At 48.3% G+C, this 15,324-nt stretch carries 16 protein-coding genes, 1 pseudogene and 1 riboswitch; of the genes and pseudogenes, 11 read left to right on the top strand and 6 right to left on the bottom strand.

Annotation, left to right across the window (positions count from 1 at the left end):
- Window positions 1–73: 73 nt before the first annotated feature.
- The 7 genes and pseudogenes from M2277_RS27095 (at window position 74) to M2277_RS27065 (ending at window position 6,795) form a co-directional block, all read left to right on the top strand.
- Window positions 74–487, top strand: coding sequence for a VOC family protein (locus tag M2277_RS27095; RefSeq protein WP_006210760.1), 414 nt, complete (start codon window positions 74–76; stop codon window positions 485–487).
- 49 nt (window positions 488–536) lie between these two features.
- Window positions 537–636, top strand: a riboswitch (purine riboswitch).
- A gap of 73 nt (window positions 637–709) precedes the next feature.
- Complete coding sequence (locus M2277_RS27090; protein ID WP_006210759.1) at window positions 710–1,873, top strand: MFS transporter; 1,164 nt, start codon at window positions 710–712, stop codon at window positions 1,871–1,873.
- Between the two features lie 451 nt (window positions 1,874–2,324).
- Window positions 2,325–2,528, top strand: a pseudogene (locus M2277_RS27085) (MarR family winged helix-turn-helix transcriptional regulator); the annotation flags it as partial.
- Window positions 2,529–2,746: 218 nt separating this feature from the next.
- Entirely contained in the window at window positions 2,747–4,201 is a 1,455-nt protein-coding gene (locus tag M2277_RS27080; protein WP_280756080.1) for an aryl-sulfate sulfotransferase, read from the top strand.
- Entirely contained in the window at window positions 4,194–5,210 is a 1,017-nt protein-coding gene (locus M2277_RS27075) for an ABC transporter substrate-binding protein (protein ID WP_280756079.1), read from the top strand. Before M2277_RS27080 ends, M2277_RS27075 begins: the two co-directional genes overlap by 8 nt.
- 13 nt (window positions 5,211–5,223) lie before the next feature.
- Window positions 5,224–6,000 carry an ABC transporter ATP-binding protein gene (locus M2277_RS27070; protein ID WP_280756078.1) on the top strand — a complete coding sequence of 259 codons (777 nt, stop codon included), beginning with the start codon at window positions 5,224–5,226 and terminating at the stop codon, window positions 5,998–6,000.
- Window positions 6,001–6,018: 18 nt separating this feature from the next.
- Complete coding sequence (locus M2277_RS27065; protein ID WP_280756077.1) at window positions 6,019–6,795, top strand: ABC transporter permease; 777 nt, start codon at window positions 6,019–6,021, stop codon at window positions 6,793–6,795.
- Between the two features lie 77 nt (window positions 6,796–6,872).
- On the opposite strand, the gene M2277_RS27060 is transcribed toward M2277_RS27065, so the two are convergent.
- On the bottom strand, window positions 6,873–7,427 hold the full coding sequence (locus M2277_RS27060) for a helix-turn-helix domain-containing protein (protein ID WP_280756076.1): 555 nt from the start codon (window positions 7,425–7,427) through the stop codon (window positions 6,873–6,875).
- Window positions 7,428–7,557: 130 nt separating this feature from the next.
- Between M2277_RS27060 and M2277_RS27055 the strand changes: the two genes are divergently transcribed.
- Window positions 7,558–8,145, top strand: coding sequence for a LysE family transporter (locus tag M2277_RS27055; protein ID WP_063479506.1), 588 nt, complete (start codon window positions 7,558–7,560; stop codon window positions 8,143–8,145).
- A gap of 84 nt (window positions 8,146–8,229) precedes the next feature.
- Here the strand turns inward: M2277_RS27055 and M2277_RS27050 are convergent, their stop codons facing one another.
- From M2277_RS27050 to M2277_RS27030, 5 genes are all read right to left on the bottom strand, one after another.
- Window positions 8,230–9,162, bottom strand: coding sequence for an L-lactate dehydrogenase (locus M2277_RS27050; protein ID WP_280756075.1), 933 nt, complete (start codon window positions 9,160–9,162; stop codon window positions 8,230–8,232).
- Between the two features lie 204 nt (window positions 9,163–9,366).
- A complete protein-coding gene (locus tag M2277_RS27045) occupies window positions 9,367–9,552 on the bottom strand; it encodes a hypothetical protein (RefSeq protein WP_006210750.1) in 186 nt (61 codons plus the stop codon).
- Entirely contained in the window at window positions 9,549–10,859 is a 1,311-nt protein-coding gene (locus M2277_RS27040; protein WP_063479507.1) for a Ger(x)C family spore germination protein, read from the bottom strand. Before M2277_RS27040 ends, M2277_RS27045 begins: the two co-directional genes overlap by 4 nt.
- Window positions 10,856–11,956, bottom strand: coding sequence for a GerAB/ArcD/ProY family transporter (locus tag M2277_RS27035; protein ID WP_063479508.1), 1,101 nt, complete (start codon window positions 11,954–11,956; stop codon window positions 10,856–10,858). The genes M2277_RS27040 and M2277_RS27035 overlap by 4 nt, the downstream gene beginning before the upstream one ends.
- Complete coding sequence (locus M2277_RS27030) at window positions 11,956–13,635, bottom strand: spore germination protein (RefSeq protein WP_280756074.1); 1,680 nt, start codon at window positions 13,633–13,635, stop codon at window positions 11,956–11,958. The genes M2277_RS27035 and M2277_RS27030 overlap by 1 nt, the downstream gene beginning before the upstream one ends.
- Window positions 13,636–13,964: 329 nt before the next feature.
- Here M2277_RS27030 and csaA point away from each other — a divergent pair, with 329 nt between their 5' ends.
- The 3 genes from csaA (at window position 13,965) to M2277_RS27015 (ending at window position 15,244) form a co-directional block, all read left to right on the top strand.
- On the top strand, window positions 13,965–14,294 hold the full coding sequence (gene csaA / locus M2277_RS27025) for a chaperone CsaA (protein WP_006210746.1): 330 nt from the start codon (window positions 13,965–13,967) through the stop codon (window positions 14,292–14,294).
- A gap of 121 nt (window positions 14,295–14,415) precedes the next feature.
- Window positions 14,416–14,808 carry a VOC family protein gene (locus M2277_RS27020; RefSeq protein WP_006210745.1) on the top strand — a complete coding sequence of 131 codons (393 nt, stop codon included), beginning with the start codon at window positions 14,416–14,418 and terminating at the stop codon, window positions 14,806–14,808.
- A gap of 7 nt (window positions 14,809–14,815) precedes the next feature.
- Entirely contained in the window at window positions 14,816–15,244 is a 429-nt protein-coding gene (locus M2277_RS27015) for a GNAT family N-acetyltransferase (protein ID WP_280756073.1), read from the top strand.
- Window positions 15,245–15,324: the final 80 nt, after the last annotated feature.

Below are 15,324 nucleotides of genomic sequence, written 5' to 3'. Positions count from 1 at the left end.
ACAATCCTTTATTGCCTAAATCAACGAAAATGAGTAAGAGGTTATGATAATGATGTACAGGAGGTCATGCAAAATGAGAGCAAGCATATCCGTATTGACACTTGGCGTTGATGATCTTGAGCGCTCACTAAAGTTTTATCGGGATGGGCTCGGTCTTCCGACCGAAGGGATCATGGGGACTGAATTTGAGCATGGAGCGGTAGCGTTCTTTGACCTGCAGGCGGGCGTGAAGCTGGCGATATGGAATCGCAAAGACCTGTCGATTGAAGCGAATGTTCCTTTGTCTCCTGTGAGTTCCTCAGAGTTAACCATCGGACACAATGTGGGCAGCAAGGAAGAAGTGGATGAGGTGATGGAGCAAGCCAAAAGGGCGGGAGCTGCGATTACCGTGCCGGCACAAGACACATTCTGGGGAGGATACTCCGGTCATTTTCTCGATCCGGACGGACATCTCTGGGAGGTTTGCTGGAATCCTAATTGGGCTTGACTATGTTGTAAGGGATATGATAAATTAATCATCGATTGTTGCGCAACGGAACTGAATATTTGAATTTGAATGTATAACCTCATTAATATGGTCTGAGGGTCTCTACCAGGAACCGTAAAATCCTGATTACAGAAAATGTATCTCATTTTTTGTAATCGGGATTTATTTTTTTTGGTTGACTATAAGCAAATATGACTTCGAAGAAAGGGGATTTCATTCCAGATGAATCTGAAAGTATTAATTCTAGCGATTTCAACCATATCCGTGGGATTGGTAGAACTTATTGTTGGCGGAATTCTGCCGCTGATTGCAGATGATTTAAACATTTCGCTTGGCACGGCAGGGCAATTGATTACGGTATTCGCATTGGTCTATGCGATTTCGGGACCGGTTCTCCTTGCACTTACGGCAAAGGTGGAACGCAAACGGCTCTATATCATTTCCTTATTTGTATTCTTCATCGGTAACTTGCTGGCGTACGTGAGCCCGAACTTTGTGCTGCTGATGGGTGCCAGAATATTAACTGCTATGAGTACTGCTCTTATCATCGTCTTATCGCTTACGATTACAGCTAAAGTCGTTGAACCCGCACACCGGGCAAAAGCACTGGGCGTTATCTATATGGGGATTAGCTCGTCATTGGTGCTCGGGGTGCCGCTCGGTATTTTAATCAGTGAAGCTTTTGGATGGAGAGTATTGTTCCTTGGCATCGGCATTCTGTCCATCGGTTCCATGGTGCTGATCTATATGTTCCTGGATCGGATCAAGCCTGAAAATGTAATACCGTTGTCTCAGCAGATCAAAGCGCTGGGCAAGTCCAAAATCGCTGGTGCCCATCTGGCGACCTTGTTTATGCTGGCAGGGCATTACACCATTTACGCTTATTTTACGCCATTTCTCGAATCGGAACTCGGCTTGACTCCGTACTGGATCAGTATCTGTTACTTCCTGTTCGGACTGTCGGCCGTTGGAGGCGGGGCGTTCGGAGGCGCACTTGCCGATCGGATCGGATCACACAAGAGTATCGTGATTATCATCACTTCTTTTATCCTGGTGCTGTTCCTGCTGCCCTTCTCAACGTTCTCGATTGGTGTATTTTTAGTCGTGATGATGGTATGGGGAGCATTAAGCTGGAGCCTGGCTCCGCCACTGCAAAATTACCTGATTCAAGTCGATCCCGCTTCGTCCGATATTCAGCAGAGCTTCAACAATTCCGCGCTGCAAATAGGAATCGCGATGGGATCAGCAATCGGAGGGCTCGTATTGGAACAGGGCGGCTCGGTTGCCAGCACGGCTTGGGTAGGCGGAGGAGTCGTTATAGTGGCATTGGTCTGTGCTGTCTATTCCTTAACAAGACCTGCGCTGGCACTGAAGGCTGGCAAATAGTCTATGATGTAATTGATTGTTATCAAAGCAGTTGTCATCATGGCAGCTGCTTTTTAACATCCTCGCTCCAAAAAAAGCAGGTGCCTATTTAACCATTGCTTGTTATCGAGATAATCGAACGAATTCTGACTGAGAGGGCGCTTAAACAGCAAGTCCTCTCTTTTTTAAAATTAATCCCTACTTGACAGGTGTCATTAATTGGTTTAATCTAAGCGACAAGCAATTTCATTTAGCCATCATTAAATGATTGTTCATTATCTCAGTATTAAACAATATGATCAGCCGATTGGTCCACCAAAGGCTCCTGTTTACTGTTTTTCGTGATTGCAGCGAGAAGCGTAAATAGGGGCCTTTCTGTATATTCATAACGACCACACCAGGTTGTAGTGAGAACAAACCCATAGGCTGATAGGTTGGCATACGGAGGTGTATGACCCGGGAGAGGAGCGGCATGGAAGAGAAGGATTGGGCATTGCTGGAGGAAGCCGATTGGCATTTTCGCAGGATGGTTCGCAGATTCGTGAAGGAGCGCGACAAAATATCAGTGGAAGGCATTTCGTTACCCGGCCTGTTGATTCTAAATACGATACATCGCGATGATGGGGAACAGAGACTGGGCGAGTTAGCCGAACAGCTGGATTTCACATCCGGGGCGGGGCGTACTCGCAAGAGGAGTTAAGCGATCAAATCGCTTTTTTTAAACAGCTGAATGATCGTCTGGAAGGATTTGCGGTCCCCGTACTCGGGCAGACCCATTCAGCTGATAAGTCATTCGCAGACATTTCACAGACAAACGTAAGCCATCCGAAGCGTACGAACAAATTTACCTCTTATTGAATCTATTCATTAATCAACGAAAGGGAGTAGAGAACGATGGGACATCCGACGATTTATCCAACAGGTTCAACGGTATATAACCCTGCGAAGGCATGGAGCGGTTACACGATCTATCAAGCGGCGGAGACAGGTGCGCTATTAATCGACATGAATGGCAGGGAGGTTCATTTGTGGAAAGGACTACGGGGGTTTCCGAATAAGCTGTTCCCGGGAGGCTATGTCCTTGGCAGCACATCCGAGCGTGATCCGAAATACGGATTTCAGGATGAGACCAATCTCGTGCAGGTGGACTGGGACGGCAATATCGTCTGGAAGTTTGATCACTATGAATACATAGAGGACCCCGGACATCCGGCTCAGTGGATGGCTCGCCAACATCATGACTACCAGCGTGAGGGGAATCCCGTCGGTTATTATGTTCCGGGGCAAGAACCGAAGGTGGATTCCGGTAACACCCTTATTCTGGCACATAAAAATGTGAAGCGTCCCGATATATCCGATATTGAGCTGCTCGATGACACGATTATCGAAGTGGATTGGGAAGGAAACGTAATCTGGGAGTGGGCGGTCAGCGACCACTTCCATGAGCTCGGATTTGATGAGGATGCCAAGCTGGCATTATCCCATGATCCCAATACCCGTGGCTTCGGTGCCCACGCAGGGGACTGGATGCACATCAATTCGGCCTCGGTGCTAGGCCCTAACAAGTTCTATGACGCAGGAGACGAACGGTTCCATCCCGACAATATCATCTGGGACGCACGGGAGAGCAATATCATTGCCATCATTGATAAAAGCACCGGGAATATCGTGTGGAGGCTTGGCCCCGACTATTCAACCGCGGAAACCAAGCATATCGGCTGGATCATCGGCCAGCATCATGCCCATCTCATTCCGAAGGGCCTTCCGGGAGAAGGCAACATCCTGATCTTCGACAACGGCGGCTGGGGCGGGTATGGACGGCCAAACCCCGAATCGGAGGATGGGTTGAAAATCGCCCGTCGCGACCATTCCCGCATTCTGGAGATTAACCCGGTCACTTTGGAGATTGAATGGCAGTATACACCAACAGAGGCCGGCTTTCAGGCTCCGCTCGATTCTTATCGCTTCTACAGCCCCTATATCAGTTCGGCCCAGCGGCTTCCGAATGGCAACACATTGATAACCGAAGGCGCAGACGGTCGGATATTCGAAGTGACAAGAGAATTTGAGCTGGTGTGGGAATATATCTCTCCTTATAAGAACAGCCGCAACTCCAACATGGTCTATCGCGCTTACCGGGTTCCATATGAATGGGTGCCTCAGCTCGATTTGCCTGTGGAAACGGAACTCGTGCCGATCGATGTTGCCGATTACCGCCTTCCGGGCGCGGCGCCCAGAGGTGCCGTAACCAGTGTGGAGGTTGAAGGTACGATCTCGTATGGTGAAGGCGCGCTTTGCGTAGCCCGAACGGATGAAGTCGTGCAGAAAGAAAGGGATCGCGATGAATAGTAGCCGACATATTTGGAAGCGTTGGTGTGTTCTGCTGCTGGGTACAATTCTCGCCACCAGCGTACTTGGTGCTTGCGGAAACGCCTCAGGCGATCAGCAAGGAAGACGCCTCAAACTGAAAATCGCCGATATCTCCACAAATACCGTATTTCGGGTGGCAAAAAACAAAGGGATCTTCGAGAAGCATGGAATTGATGCGGAACTGGTAAACTTCGCCACGCCGGCAGAAGGCGTTAACTCCTTATTCATCAAGCAGGTGGACGTGGCATTCGGAGCTGATTTTCCACTTCTGAATGCTGTTAGCAAAGGCGATTACTCGATATTCGCTTCATCCGGGACAGCGACGGATCTGAGTGCAAGTGAATGGAAGCTGTTCGTTCGTCAAGAAATCGGCAGTGCAGCTGACCTGAAGGGTAAAAAGCTAAGCTTCTCCAGGGGGACGTTCGTGCCTTATCTATGGGACGTTTACCTTGGGGAAAACGGGGTTGCCCTGTCCGATGTGGAGTTAATCGGACAAGGAGGGTTTGACGAAGCCTACGTAGCGCTCAAAAAAGGCGAGATTGACGCGGCTTGGGTATACGGTGCAGTGCTGAACGAGAAGTTTGGCGCACTTGCGGAAGCGAAAGAGCTGTCGGATATGTCGAAGACCCCGGTACGGCTCGGAACAGGACTGATCGCTTCAAACGAGCTGCTGGAGGGCCATAGGGAAGTTTTCGTCCAGTTTCTGAAGGCGCTGGATGAAGCATCGATTTATGCCCAGGCCCATCCGGAGGAAACCGCCGACATCATGTATGAGGAAGTCAAGCAGCCGAGAGAAGCCACCTTAAAGGATCTGCCAAAGAATCCATGGAAGCTTGGATTTACGGATAAGGCCTATGCAGGATTACAGGGACAGAAGGATTATATGGTAGCTAACGGGATGATCGAGCAAGATTTTGAGCTGAACGATAAATTGAATTTGGATTTGGTAAGAGAAGCATTCCCGGAACGTGTAATCGATTTAAAGTAAGGAGATGAAGGCGATGAGAGCCCTGTCAAGTCAGAATGAAATCCATATCGAACGGTTGAATAAGAGCTACGCACAGCCCACAGCCGGTGATTTGCATTATATTATCCAAAATGTCAATCTGGCGGTAAAGGGCGGAGAATTCTTTGTTCTGCTGGGTCCGAGCGGGTGTGGAAAGTCAACGCTGCTCAGTCTGATTGCGGGCTTCGTATCCAAGACCTCCGGTCAAGTGAGAGTGGGGGAGAAGGAGGTGGAGCGCCCGGGCCAAGACCGCGCGGTTGTATTCCAGCAGGCAGATTCTTCGTTGTTTCCATGGCTTACCGTTAGAGAAAATGTGGAATTTGGTCTCCGCATGAAACGAATTCCTGTGGCGAAGAGAGAGGAAATATCCAATCAATTCATCTCGCTGGTGGGGCTTTCAGGCCATGAGAGCAAGTATCCAAGAGAGCTGTCGGGCGGGATGAAACAGCGCGTTCAGCTCGCTCGGGTACTATCCAATGATCCCGCAATTCTGCTCATGGATGAACCCTTCGGTGCATTGGATGCCATGACAAGGCGAACGATGCAGCGGGAATTGGTGCGGATATGGCAAGACACGGACAAAACCGTTATCTTCGTGACGCATGATATCCAGGAGGCGCTTCTGATGGGGGGACGAATCGGCATCATGTCAGCGAGTCCATCCTCCCGAATAACGGACATCTACGAGGTGCCGCTTGCCTACCCGAGAGACTTGTCAGATCCCGGCTTTCATACGCTGTACAACCAAATCCAATCGCACTTTGATGAGTAGAGAGAAGGTGAAGACCACATGAGCAACAGACTAAAAAAAGGGTTGCTGCACATCCTGTTCTGGATGGCCGGACTTGGGATATGGCAGCTGCTGTCCCTTGTGTACGGACCCGAAATTCTGCCGGGACCGATCTATACTGCGAAAGGCGGATACGAACTATTGATGGATGGCACCTTGTTACAGTACATCGGAATCAGTTCATACCGGGTGCTGCTCGGGTGGACGCTTGGGAGTCTGATCGCGATCCCGGCTGGACTTGTTATCGGGAAGGTTGGGACGATTCGGGTCTTTGCGGAACCCTTCCTTAATTTCATCCGGTTCATTCCGCCCATCGCATTCATCACTTTGTTCCTGGTCTGGTTCGGGATTGGGGAGACATCCAAAGTCATGCTTATTCTGTATGCGACCTTCTTCATTGTGGTCCTGAACACGTTGACCGGAGTCTTGTCAGTGGAAGAGGATAAGATAAGGTCCGCCCGCAGCATGGGTGCTTCGGAGTGGCAGATTGTGATTCATGTGATCATACCTGCAACGGTACCGTACATGTTCACCGGCATTCGGCTTGCGATGGGAACATCGTTCATGGCCATTATCGGAGCAGAGATGATTGCTTCCAATGAAGGAGTGGGTTATCTGATCTGGAATTCACGTTTGTTCTTCCGTACGGACTGGATCTTTGTCGGGCTGATCTGCCTCGGATTCATGGGATTCCTGACAGATCGTGCTGTCGGATTGCTGGGCCGAAAGCTATTGTCCCGATACGGCGTAGTCAGCGCAAATTCATTGCGACGGTGAAGAGATGGCTTCATATACAACGTAACGCACCCTCTGATAGAGGGTGCGTTTTGCGTTTATGAAATTCACACCTACTGTTACTTGGGATAATGGATAACCATGCTCAAGCGATTCAAGGAATCGCCGGAATTGTGGTAAACATGGGGTTTGTCTGCTGTGAATCGAATCGCTTCACCATGGCCCACTGTATATTCTTCGTTATCGATGCGCACCGTAAGTTCTCCTTGGAATACGGTGATAAACTCCTCAGTACCCTCGATATGGGACTCGGCGGTAAGATAACCGCCCTTGTCCATTTCGAGGGAATACATCTCAAAGCGCCGTCCGTCCTCAAAAGGGAAATGCGGATAAATCCGAATCCTTCCATTATCTTCTATTAGTGCCTGCGCATCATCCCTTGATACCACGACTGTATTCGAGTAGGGTTCATGGATCAGGGAAGTGAATGAAAGCTTCAGCCCGTTCGCAATCTTCCATACGGTTGTGATGGAGGGACTGGATTCGCCGCGTTCAATCTGCCCCAGCATGGTCTTGCTGATTCCGGTCAGTTCCGCGACTTTATCCAGACTCAGCTTTCTTTGCTCTCTGAGACTCTTCAAATTATGAGCCAATATAAGATGAATGGGTTTCAACGTCATCAACCACCTTCGTATACATATTGTGCGTTATAACATACTTAATGTATAATCATAGCGTACGTACGTTATAACGTACATTTCATTACATTATATCATACACACATACAAGAAAGGGGTGGGTAGTTTGTTTATCGTTCCGCTGTTGACTTATGCGATTGTCGCTTCATTCACGCCAGGTCCCAACAACATCATTTCAATGACCAACGCACGAAATCATGGTTTTAGAAAAACGCTGCAATTTATAGGTGGGGTAGCTGCCGGATGTTTGGTCATTATGCTGCTCTCCAGTTATTTCAATCTGGTATTATATCAATTCATCCCGAAGATCCAATTCGTAATGAATATCATTGGATGTCTGTATATGCTCTATCTGGCCGTAAAAATCATACGCAGCCAACCACAGGAGCGGGGCGATAAGGAGGAGGGCTTCAACAGCTTTTTCTTCGGATTCATCTTCCAGTTCATCAATCCCAAGGTCATTTTATACGGAATTACGGCGATTTCAACATTCGTTATTCCTTTCTATTCATCGCATGCCCATCTGGCATTATTCTCGGTGATACTCACGCTGGTCGGCCTCTGCGCTAACATGACCTGGGCATTATGCGGTTCGCTGTTTCAGAGCCTTTTGTCCCGATATGAACGCCCATTCAATATACTTATGGGGCTGCTTCTCATTTATAGCGCCTTTTCTGTCTTTACGGTGAGCTGATTTTGTCCTCAGTGACCATGATATTATCCCTGTGCTGGACGAAAAAAAGGCTTTACGGATCACGGATCCGCTAAGCCTTGGGCGTTATTCAAAGATTTTGGAGATCTGTTCCTTTAGCTTATTAGCGGAAGCGTGAAATTGGGTGAGCTCCTCGTCATTGAACTCAAGATTGAGAATTTCCCTTACCCCTGTGCGGTCAACCACACAAGGCACGCCCAGGTATACGTCAGACACGCCGTGATAATCGGTGAGCAGTGTCGACACATTAAGCACCGACCCTTCATTTTGCAGTATGGAGACGATGATCCGGTCAAGCGCTAACGCGATTGCATAAGAGGTAGAGCCTTTTGCATTGATGATTTCATAGGCAGCATTCTTGGTCCGGTCAAAAATATCATCTCTTTCATCATCTGACAAATCAATGCCGATACCGGCTATGTTGGCAATGCTCCACAGCGGCAGCTCGGAATCGCCATGTTCTCCGACAATATGGGCGTGAATGCTGCGCGGATTAATTCCTTTGTTCTGTCCGATCAAATAGCGGAATCTGGCGCTATCCAGAAGCGTACCCGAACCGATAACCCGATTTACAGGGAAACCGCTCTTTTTCAAAGTAACGTAAGACAGAATATCCACCGGGTTGGTAGCTACAAGAATGATGCCGTGGTCATTGTATTCCACGATGTTCTGAATAATATCGTCAAATATGGCCGTATTTCGCTTCAGCAGATCAATCCGTGTCTCGCCGGGTCTTTGGTTGGAGCCTGCTGCAATGACAATGATATCTGCATCCTTGCAATCGCTGTAATCTCCAGCCCACAGCTTAACTCCTCCTGCAAAGGGGAGACCATGGTTCATATCCAAGGCTTCACCAAGCGCTTTATCGTGATTCGCATCGATCAACACCAGCTCAGATACTCTCTCTCGTAAGAACAAGGTATACGCAGTCGTTGCTCCAACCGCTCCTGTCCCGATAATAACCACACGAGACGGTCGCTGAGTTTCATTTTGTGCCATAGTGCATCTTCTCCCTTGTCATCAATTAATGAAACCTTTGAATTTGCTTTACGAGGAACTGCATACAGCTGCGCTTTAAAGCATCCTCGGTAGTAATGATAACATAAACAGGAAGAATTAAGCAGCAAATGAAGCCTGACGAGGGAGGTCTCCGACTTTAAGAAGCGGAGATAAATCTCTGCTCCGCTTGATTGCAGGGATGGACTAGTATTCATTCAGCAGCGTAAACAGGACTGGCACGACCATGGTCATACCCGCAAGAACCGCAGCACCGATGGCTCCGCGGTAATTTTTTTGACGCCATAGCTGAGGGGTCAGACTTCCAACATAGAAGGCTGCCCACAAGGAAAAGATTCCGACCAAAGTAAGCTTGGCAATCTGAAGCATCATTCTGTCATCTGGTCTCCTTCAATGACGGGACCGACTTGGTCTCCGAACGTTCTCATCTTGAATTGGATATTAAGGTCGTATTTGGCCGTGTGGATGTGATCTCTCCATTTGTAGGCGTACCAATCCTGAAGAGTGGGAAAGCTGCCGCGAATCTGATTCCCGATGTGGAAGCAATCGACTTCCCATTTATACAGCATTTTATTTAGCAGTTTAGAAGCTCTTTCCTTTAATTGCTCCTCGATGGATGTTTCCAGCTTCTTCGTATTTTCCGACTGGGTATAATCAACATCGGAAACCGAACCTAACAGATCACCTTCCATCGTAATATTGAAGATGATCTGAATATGATCATCGAAACGTTGTGCATGCATGACTTTATTGGTGAGTGTGCCCATGTTGATACTGATGTTCAGCTTCGGATCGGAAGGGTCGCGAAATTCCCATACGGTTTTCTCGAACTGGCCGCGCAGCATATTCAGTGTTTTGGTCTCCATACCGTTAAGGAATCCCCGTAATTTCTGCCCCTTGTACACTGCGGTGCCAAAAAAATCGATAGGAACTTCTCCAGCTCTTGGTAAATCTCCCGCTTTATGCTCACTAACCAGTGGCTGGCTTGTATTTGAATTGTTGGCAGATTCACCATCATGCAAGTTCTCACTGCCCTTGTCGATATCAGGCCGCGCAGCCGTTAAAATGGACGTTGCGCCGTTACCCGGCTGTTCCATGTCCAATATAAAATCATGAAATCGTGCCTGCTTGGGTGTAATTGCCCCTATATTGTGAGGGTCTAATTCCAGTTCGAACCATAGATTAATGTCATTTTCCATCTTGGGTTTAATGTAATGCATATATTCCTGGGCACGACCCTTCGTTGTCAGGATGTTAACGTTCCGCCTAAACTCCGTATTCCGAACAACCTCGCCAACAACAGGAAGGATGCCTTGACGCGCAAGCTCTTCCCCTAGGACAAGGGCTTTGGAGTGGATCAAGGTTAGTCGTCTGGCGACAAAACTTTGACTTGTCAGCAGGGCAGCAGACAAATTGGCTCCTTCCTCAGAGAAGATTGTGACGACCTTATTGCTGCTCTGATCCGATCCACTTACGCTTGAAGCAGTTGCTCCGCTGCTGGCTTTCGGCATGGCGACGGCAAATGTATAGATATAGTCATTTTTCGGGCCGGTGTCCACTCCAATTGCCATAATAAAGGCCATGTTCTCTGGATCCAGCCGATCCCAGCAACCCGTCAGCATGGGAATACATATCGCAGGGATGAGAAGGCAATGAATGATCCGTCTCATAAGTTTCATGCAGTTCGTCTCCTCATTCTGTGCCTCATGATTCCGGCGAACCAGGTCAACATGGGTAGAGCTATGGAGAAGATAGATCCATAGGTACGCAAAAACCCGCCATCCCATGACACGGCTGTCATTTCATTGTTCGGGAGCAACGCAAATCCATAAACAAGCAGTGTAAGTGGAAAGATGAGGGTTTGGACCCTGGGTAATCGCAGAATCTGAGACATGGTGGCCGCGGTGCAATATAATCCTATGGCCAGTTTAAGGGCTGCGCTAATCAGCCAGGCAATCAGAAACAGACTCTCCAGGCGTTGAATCCACCTGCCGAATATAATCAGTCGGCTGACTTCGAACATCGGAACGTTTAATCGAATGGCGGTTGGATACGGGAATACATAAAGATAGACAATAGTGGTGCTGAATAGGGTGATGGATGAGATTGCGATGCACCACCAGACCGCACGTCCCCATTCCCGGGATTTGCGCATTCGGGGCAGCAGGAAACCAAAGACCAGCATCTCCGAGAACAGTGAGCTTTTGGCAATCCCGCTCATGATGATCCTGGATTTCCCCGTTCCCCAAAAAGGGGACAGCGCACTGGGCTCTGCGTGTGTCAGCAGACCACCAATCAGCACAATCAGCACACTTCCGATAATCAAACCAATGGTAAGCCAGCAGATTCGGCCCAATGACTCGATTCCGCAGTACGCTACAAAGGCGATCGGAACGATCAGAAAGATCAGAATCATATTCATCGGCGTACGCGGTAAAATATCGGAGGATAGAAGCTCCGAAAATTCACGCAGCACGAGAAAGGTTATCGCAAAGAAAAAGCAAAAGTAAGCGAGATTCAAAAAGGTCCCCACCCAGGGGCCCCATATTTCTTCCGTAGCTTCGATCAGCGTGGAGCCTTGCTTCGCATTCCGGAGAACACCGCGGATCGCCCACCACGTCAACGGACAGAAGATGGCGGCGATAATGGCTATCATCCATCCTGCCGTACCTCCTGCTTCCGCCAGTGATCTCTGAAAAGGAAGGAATATCTTGGTGATGATGAAAATGATCCCAATGGATGCGGCTTCCCTTATTCCGATATGATGCTGGTACATTAGTTTTCTCCCCCTTGCTCGGGAGCACCGTCTTGTCCATCCGGCTTTTTCTTTGATCGTTGCGGGCGCACAGAGAAGGGCCGCGCGAGCGGTTTCTGCAGGGGGCCGCGAAGCAGTGTATTTTCATTTTTAGGGTGAGGAGTAAGGGGTGCCAGACTCGGTACGCCGAATCGGTTCACAGACATCCAGCTTGTCCAGAGAATGATGGAGAGCAAGACGATGCCGATTAATCCCATAAAAGATGCGAATGCCAAATAAACGAAACGGAGGATTCGCGTTGTGAATTGCATATTGTAATTAGGAATGGTATAAGATGCGAGCGCCGTGGCGGCTGTCACGATAACCATGATCGGACTTACAATATTGGCTTGGACAGCGGCTTGTCCCAGGATAAGAGCGCCGACAATACCGATTGTGGGACCGATGACACTCGGAATGCGGACGCCTGCTTCCCGGATCAGCTCAAACATGGATTCCAGAAGAAATGCTTCTGCCGCCACGGGAAGCGGAATCGATTCGCGTGTCCCCGCAATGGCAAGAACGAGAGTAGTCGGTATCATCTCATGATGGAAGTTAGCAATCGCCACGTAAACCGCTGGTAAATAAAGGGACATGAGAAATCCAATCGCCCGTATGATTCGCAGGAAGGAACTGTATTGCCAACGAAGATATCTGTCTTCGGCGGTTTGCAGGAACAGCGGGAATTGTGTCGGTACGATGAGAGCGAAGGGCGAGTTGTTAACCAGAATTGCAACATAGCCATCCGCAATTTGAGCTGCCGTATGATCCGGACGCTCTGTACTAAGCATCCCCGGGTATATGGAATAGGGCTTATCCTCAATCAATTGTTCTAGCATTCCGCTATCCCCGATGTAGTCGATCCGAACTGCGGCTATACGCCGGCGAACTTCGTTGACCAGTTCGGCATTCGTGATAGATTTCAGATACACAATAGAAACGGCTGTTTGGGAGACCGTGCCTACAACACCGGATTCAACGATCAGATCGGAAGTGCTAAGACGTCCTCTGAGCAAAGACAAATTGGTTTGCATATCTTCAGTGAAGCCTACCTGTGGACCGCGCACTACATTTTCCGTTTTTGGACTTTCAAGACCTCTTTTCTCACCGCCTTTGACATCAGCCAGAATCGCAGTATCTAACCCATCGATGAGAATAGCGGCGGAACTGTTCAGAATCTCATGGACGATTTCCCCGAAATAAGAGGTTGATGTTAAATGACAGTCTGTGACAATATGAGTTTTCAAAGTATCCACGCTTAAAGGCTGATCCTCCGTCAGCTTGGCATTGATCAAGGGATGAATGACGAATTGGTTGAGATGCTGCGAATCCACCTGACTCTCCAAGTGGACAATCATGCCCTGAACCACCGCCCCTGTTTGTTCGATGACAAAAGGACGAAAGACCAATCCGCTGTTCTGAGGATATGAGAAATGCCCCTTGAGCCAATTGATATTCTGCTCTAATGTCGACGTCATCGCGAGGGGACCATTATCCCCAAGCAAAGGCTTGATTTGTGGCATGCTGGCAGGTTCTTGTCCATTCAACAATCCGGCATCTTCATCATTTTTTAAAGGTCTCAATGCGAATGGAGCATTTGGATTTTGGGTCTGAGACAGGTCAGCTACGAGGTATTTTTTAATTTTATGCCAACCCTGCATAATTCCATCTCCTGTGAGGTGAGTCAGGGACTCACGTTTATTTGTTCCTAGGTTTTGTACATACAGGTAAAATTATGCGGATATGATTGCGATGACTATGCTCTTCGCGGATGGTTTTAAGGTATAATTTAGTAAGAATTCCAGCATGAAGTCATAAATCATAATGAGCGCCTGAGGTGGTCTCTTGTTTGATTTATCAGGGACAAAACCTATTTAACGGATCTCTCCCTTGAAGTGCCACGTACCCCAATGATAAGATGTTTCATAAAAAATTTCGTGTTGTGGAGTGTACATTACATGCTTCATTACTCACTAAGGAGATATCGTTTATGGCAACTATTGAGGATTTCACCCAATTGGACATTCGAGTCGGAACGGTTATAGAGGCAGAACCCTTCCCTAAAGCCCGTGTTCCGGCTATTAAGATGAAGATCGATTTCGGGCCGCTTGGGATTAAACGAACCAGTGCGCAGATTACGAAGCGGTATGATGAGAATTCGATCGTAGGACAACAAGTGGTAGCAATCGTGAATTTCCCACCTAGGCGGATCGCGGGCTATGATTCTGAGGTTCTCGTCATCGGCGGAGTTCCGGAGCAGGGGGATGTTGTGCTCCTGAAGCCGGATTTCGACCTCCCCAACGGAACTCCGATTGCATAAGTTCCATTCATCTGCCGGTCTGGATAGGTTGAAGGGCGGGACGCTCCCACTTACGGAAAGTTCTTGTTAAGCGAACTGGACGGTTGTATTATGGAAGAAAAATATAGCTGGAGATGATCTAATGAGCAAAATTCAATTCTCGGTTCAAGTTCGTTTAGTATCAGACCTTACCCGTTCCAAGTTATTTTACGAAGAGGTGCTTGGATGTGACGTGAACGACGTCTGGGCTGTGCGGGATGATTTTGCGCTCGGCTTCAAATTGCTTCAGGCGAATTCTGCTACAGACGTAACGCCAAACCAAGCAGGCAAGGATCAACAGACGCCATGGGATACCTATGCATATGTGGATACACATCATGAACTTGATGAATTGTATGAAGAGTTGACCTCCAAAGGGGCAGAAGTGGTACAGGAGCCGGTATTAATGGAGGCGGATTGGGGCGTATGGAAGGATTTTGCGATTAAAGATCCGGACAACTATGTTATCGCTTTTGGCTCGGGGAAAAAGAGTTAACGGATCGATGAAGGACATCGACATAAAACAGGTCTTGATTAGCAGTGACCCCGCACTGTTGGATGTTGAGGCAATTGTGCACTTTCTGCGCCAGAGCTACTGGGCTAAGGAACGGTCAGAGGAGAAAATCCAGAAGTCGCTTGAAGGTTCTACATGCTTTGGGGCTTATTATGACGATCATCAGATCGGCTTTGCCCGAGTCGTTACCGATGGTGCCACGGTATATTGGTTATGTGATGTGTTTGTGGATACTGCCTGCCGCGGACTGGGTGTGGGTAAGAAATTAATCGAAACGATTACCACCCATGAAACTTACCGCAATTTATTTGGAATCTTGTCAACACAAGATGCCCATGGTCTCTATGAGCAATATGGTTTTGTCCGTGACCACGGGAAGACGTTGAGCCGAAGACCGGATTTTCTTAAAAAAGAGTAATTGCCTCCTTAAAGATGTATGATTCCGGTACTAAGGGATGTCAGAATCCTTGCGCATAACCCTGCTTAGAAGGGAGGATT

The sequence above is a fragment of the Paenibacillus sp. LBL genome, assembly GCF_029893715.1.
Taxonomy (GTDB): domain Bacteria; phylum Bacillota; class Bacilli; order Paenibacillales; family Paenibacillaceae; genus Paenibacillus_AQ; species Paenibacillus_AQ glucanolyticus.
Note: the sequence above shows the minus strand (reverse complement) of the source record. Positions and strands in the feature narration are given on the sequence as shown.

Excerpts from the sequence above, each read along its gene's own strand:
- M2277_RS27065 (WP_280756077.1), top strand. The coding sequence starts at position 6,019 with ATGAGCAACAGACTAAAAAAAGGGTTGCTGCACATCCTGTTCTGGATG.
- M2277_RS27090 (WP_006210759.1), top strand. The coding sequence starts at position 710 with ATGAATCTGAAAGTATTAATTCTAGCGATTTCAACCATATCCGTGGGA.
- M2277_RS27045 (WP_006210750.1), bottom strand. The coding sequence starts at position 9,552 with ATGATGCTTCAGATTGCCAAGCTTACTTTGGTCGGAATCTTTTCCTTG.
- M2277_RS27050 (WP_280756075.1), bottom strand. The coding sequence starts at position 9,162 with ATGGCACAAAATGAAACTCAGCGACCGTCTCGTGTGGTTATTATCGGG.
- M2277_RS27040 (WP_063479507.1), bottom strand. The coding sequence starts at position 10,859 with ATGAAACTTATGAGACGGATCATTCATTGCCTTCTCATCCCTGCGATA.
- M2277_RS27075 (WP_280756079.1), top strand. The coding sequence starts at position 4,194 with ATGAATAGTAGCCGACATATTTGGAAGCGTTGGTGTGTTCTGCTGCTG.
- M2277_RS27095 (WP_006210760.1), top strand. The coding sequence starts at position 74 with ATGAGAGCAAGCATATCCGTATTGACACTTGGCGTTGATGATCTTGAG.
- M2277_RS27035 (WP_063479508.1), bottom strand. The coding sequence starts at position 11,956 with ATGTACCAGCATCATATCGGAATAAGGGAAGCCGCATCCATTGGGATC.
- M2277_RS27070 (WP_280756078.1), top strand. The coding sequence starts at position 5,224 with ATGAGAGCCCTGTCAAGTCAGAATGAAATCCATATCGAACGGTTGAAT.
- csaA (WP_006210746.1), top strand. The coding sequence starts at position 13,965 with ATGGCAACTATTGAGGATTTCACCCAATTGGACATTCGAGTCGGAACG.
- M2277_RS27030 (WP_280756074.1), bottom strand. The coding sequence starts at position 13,635 with ATGCAGGGTTGGCATAAAATTAAAAAATACCTCGTAGCTGACCTGTCT.
- M2277_RS27020 (WP_006210745.1), top strand. The coding sequence starts at position 14,416 with ATGAGCAAAATTCAATTCTCGGTTCAAGTTCGTTTAGTATCAGACCTT.
- M2277_RS27015 (WP_280756073.1), top strand. The coding sequence starts at position 14,816 with ATGAAGGACATCGACATAAAACAGGTCTTGATTAGCAGTGACCCCGCA.
- M2277_RS27080 (WP_280756080.1), top strand. The coding sequence starts at position 2,747 with ATGGGACATCCGACGATTTATCCAACAGGTTCAACGGTATATAACCCT.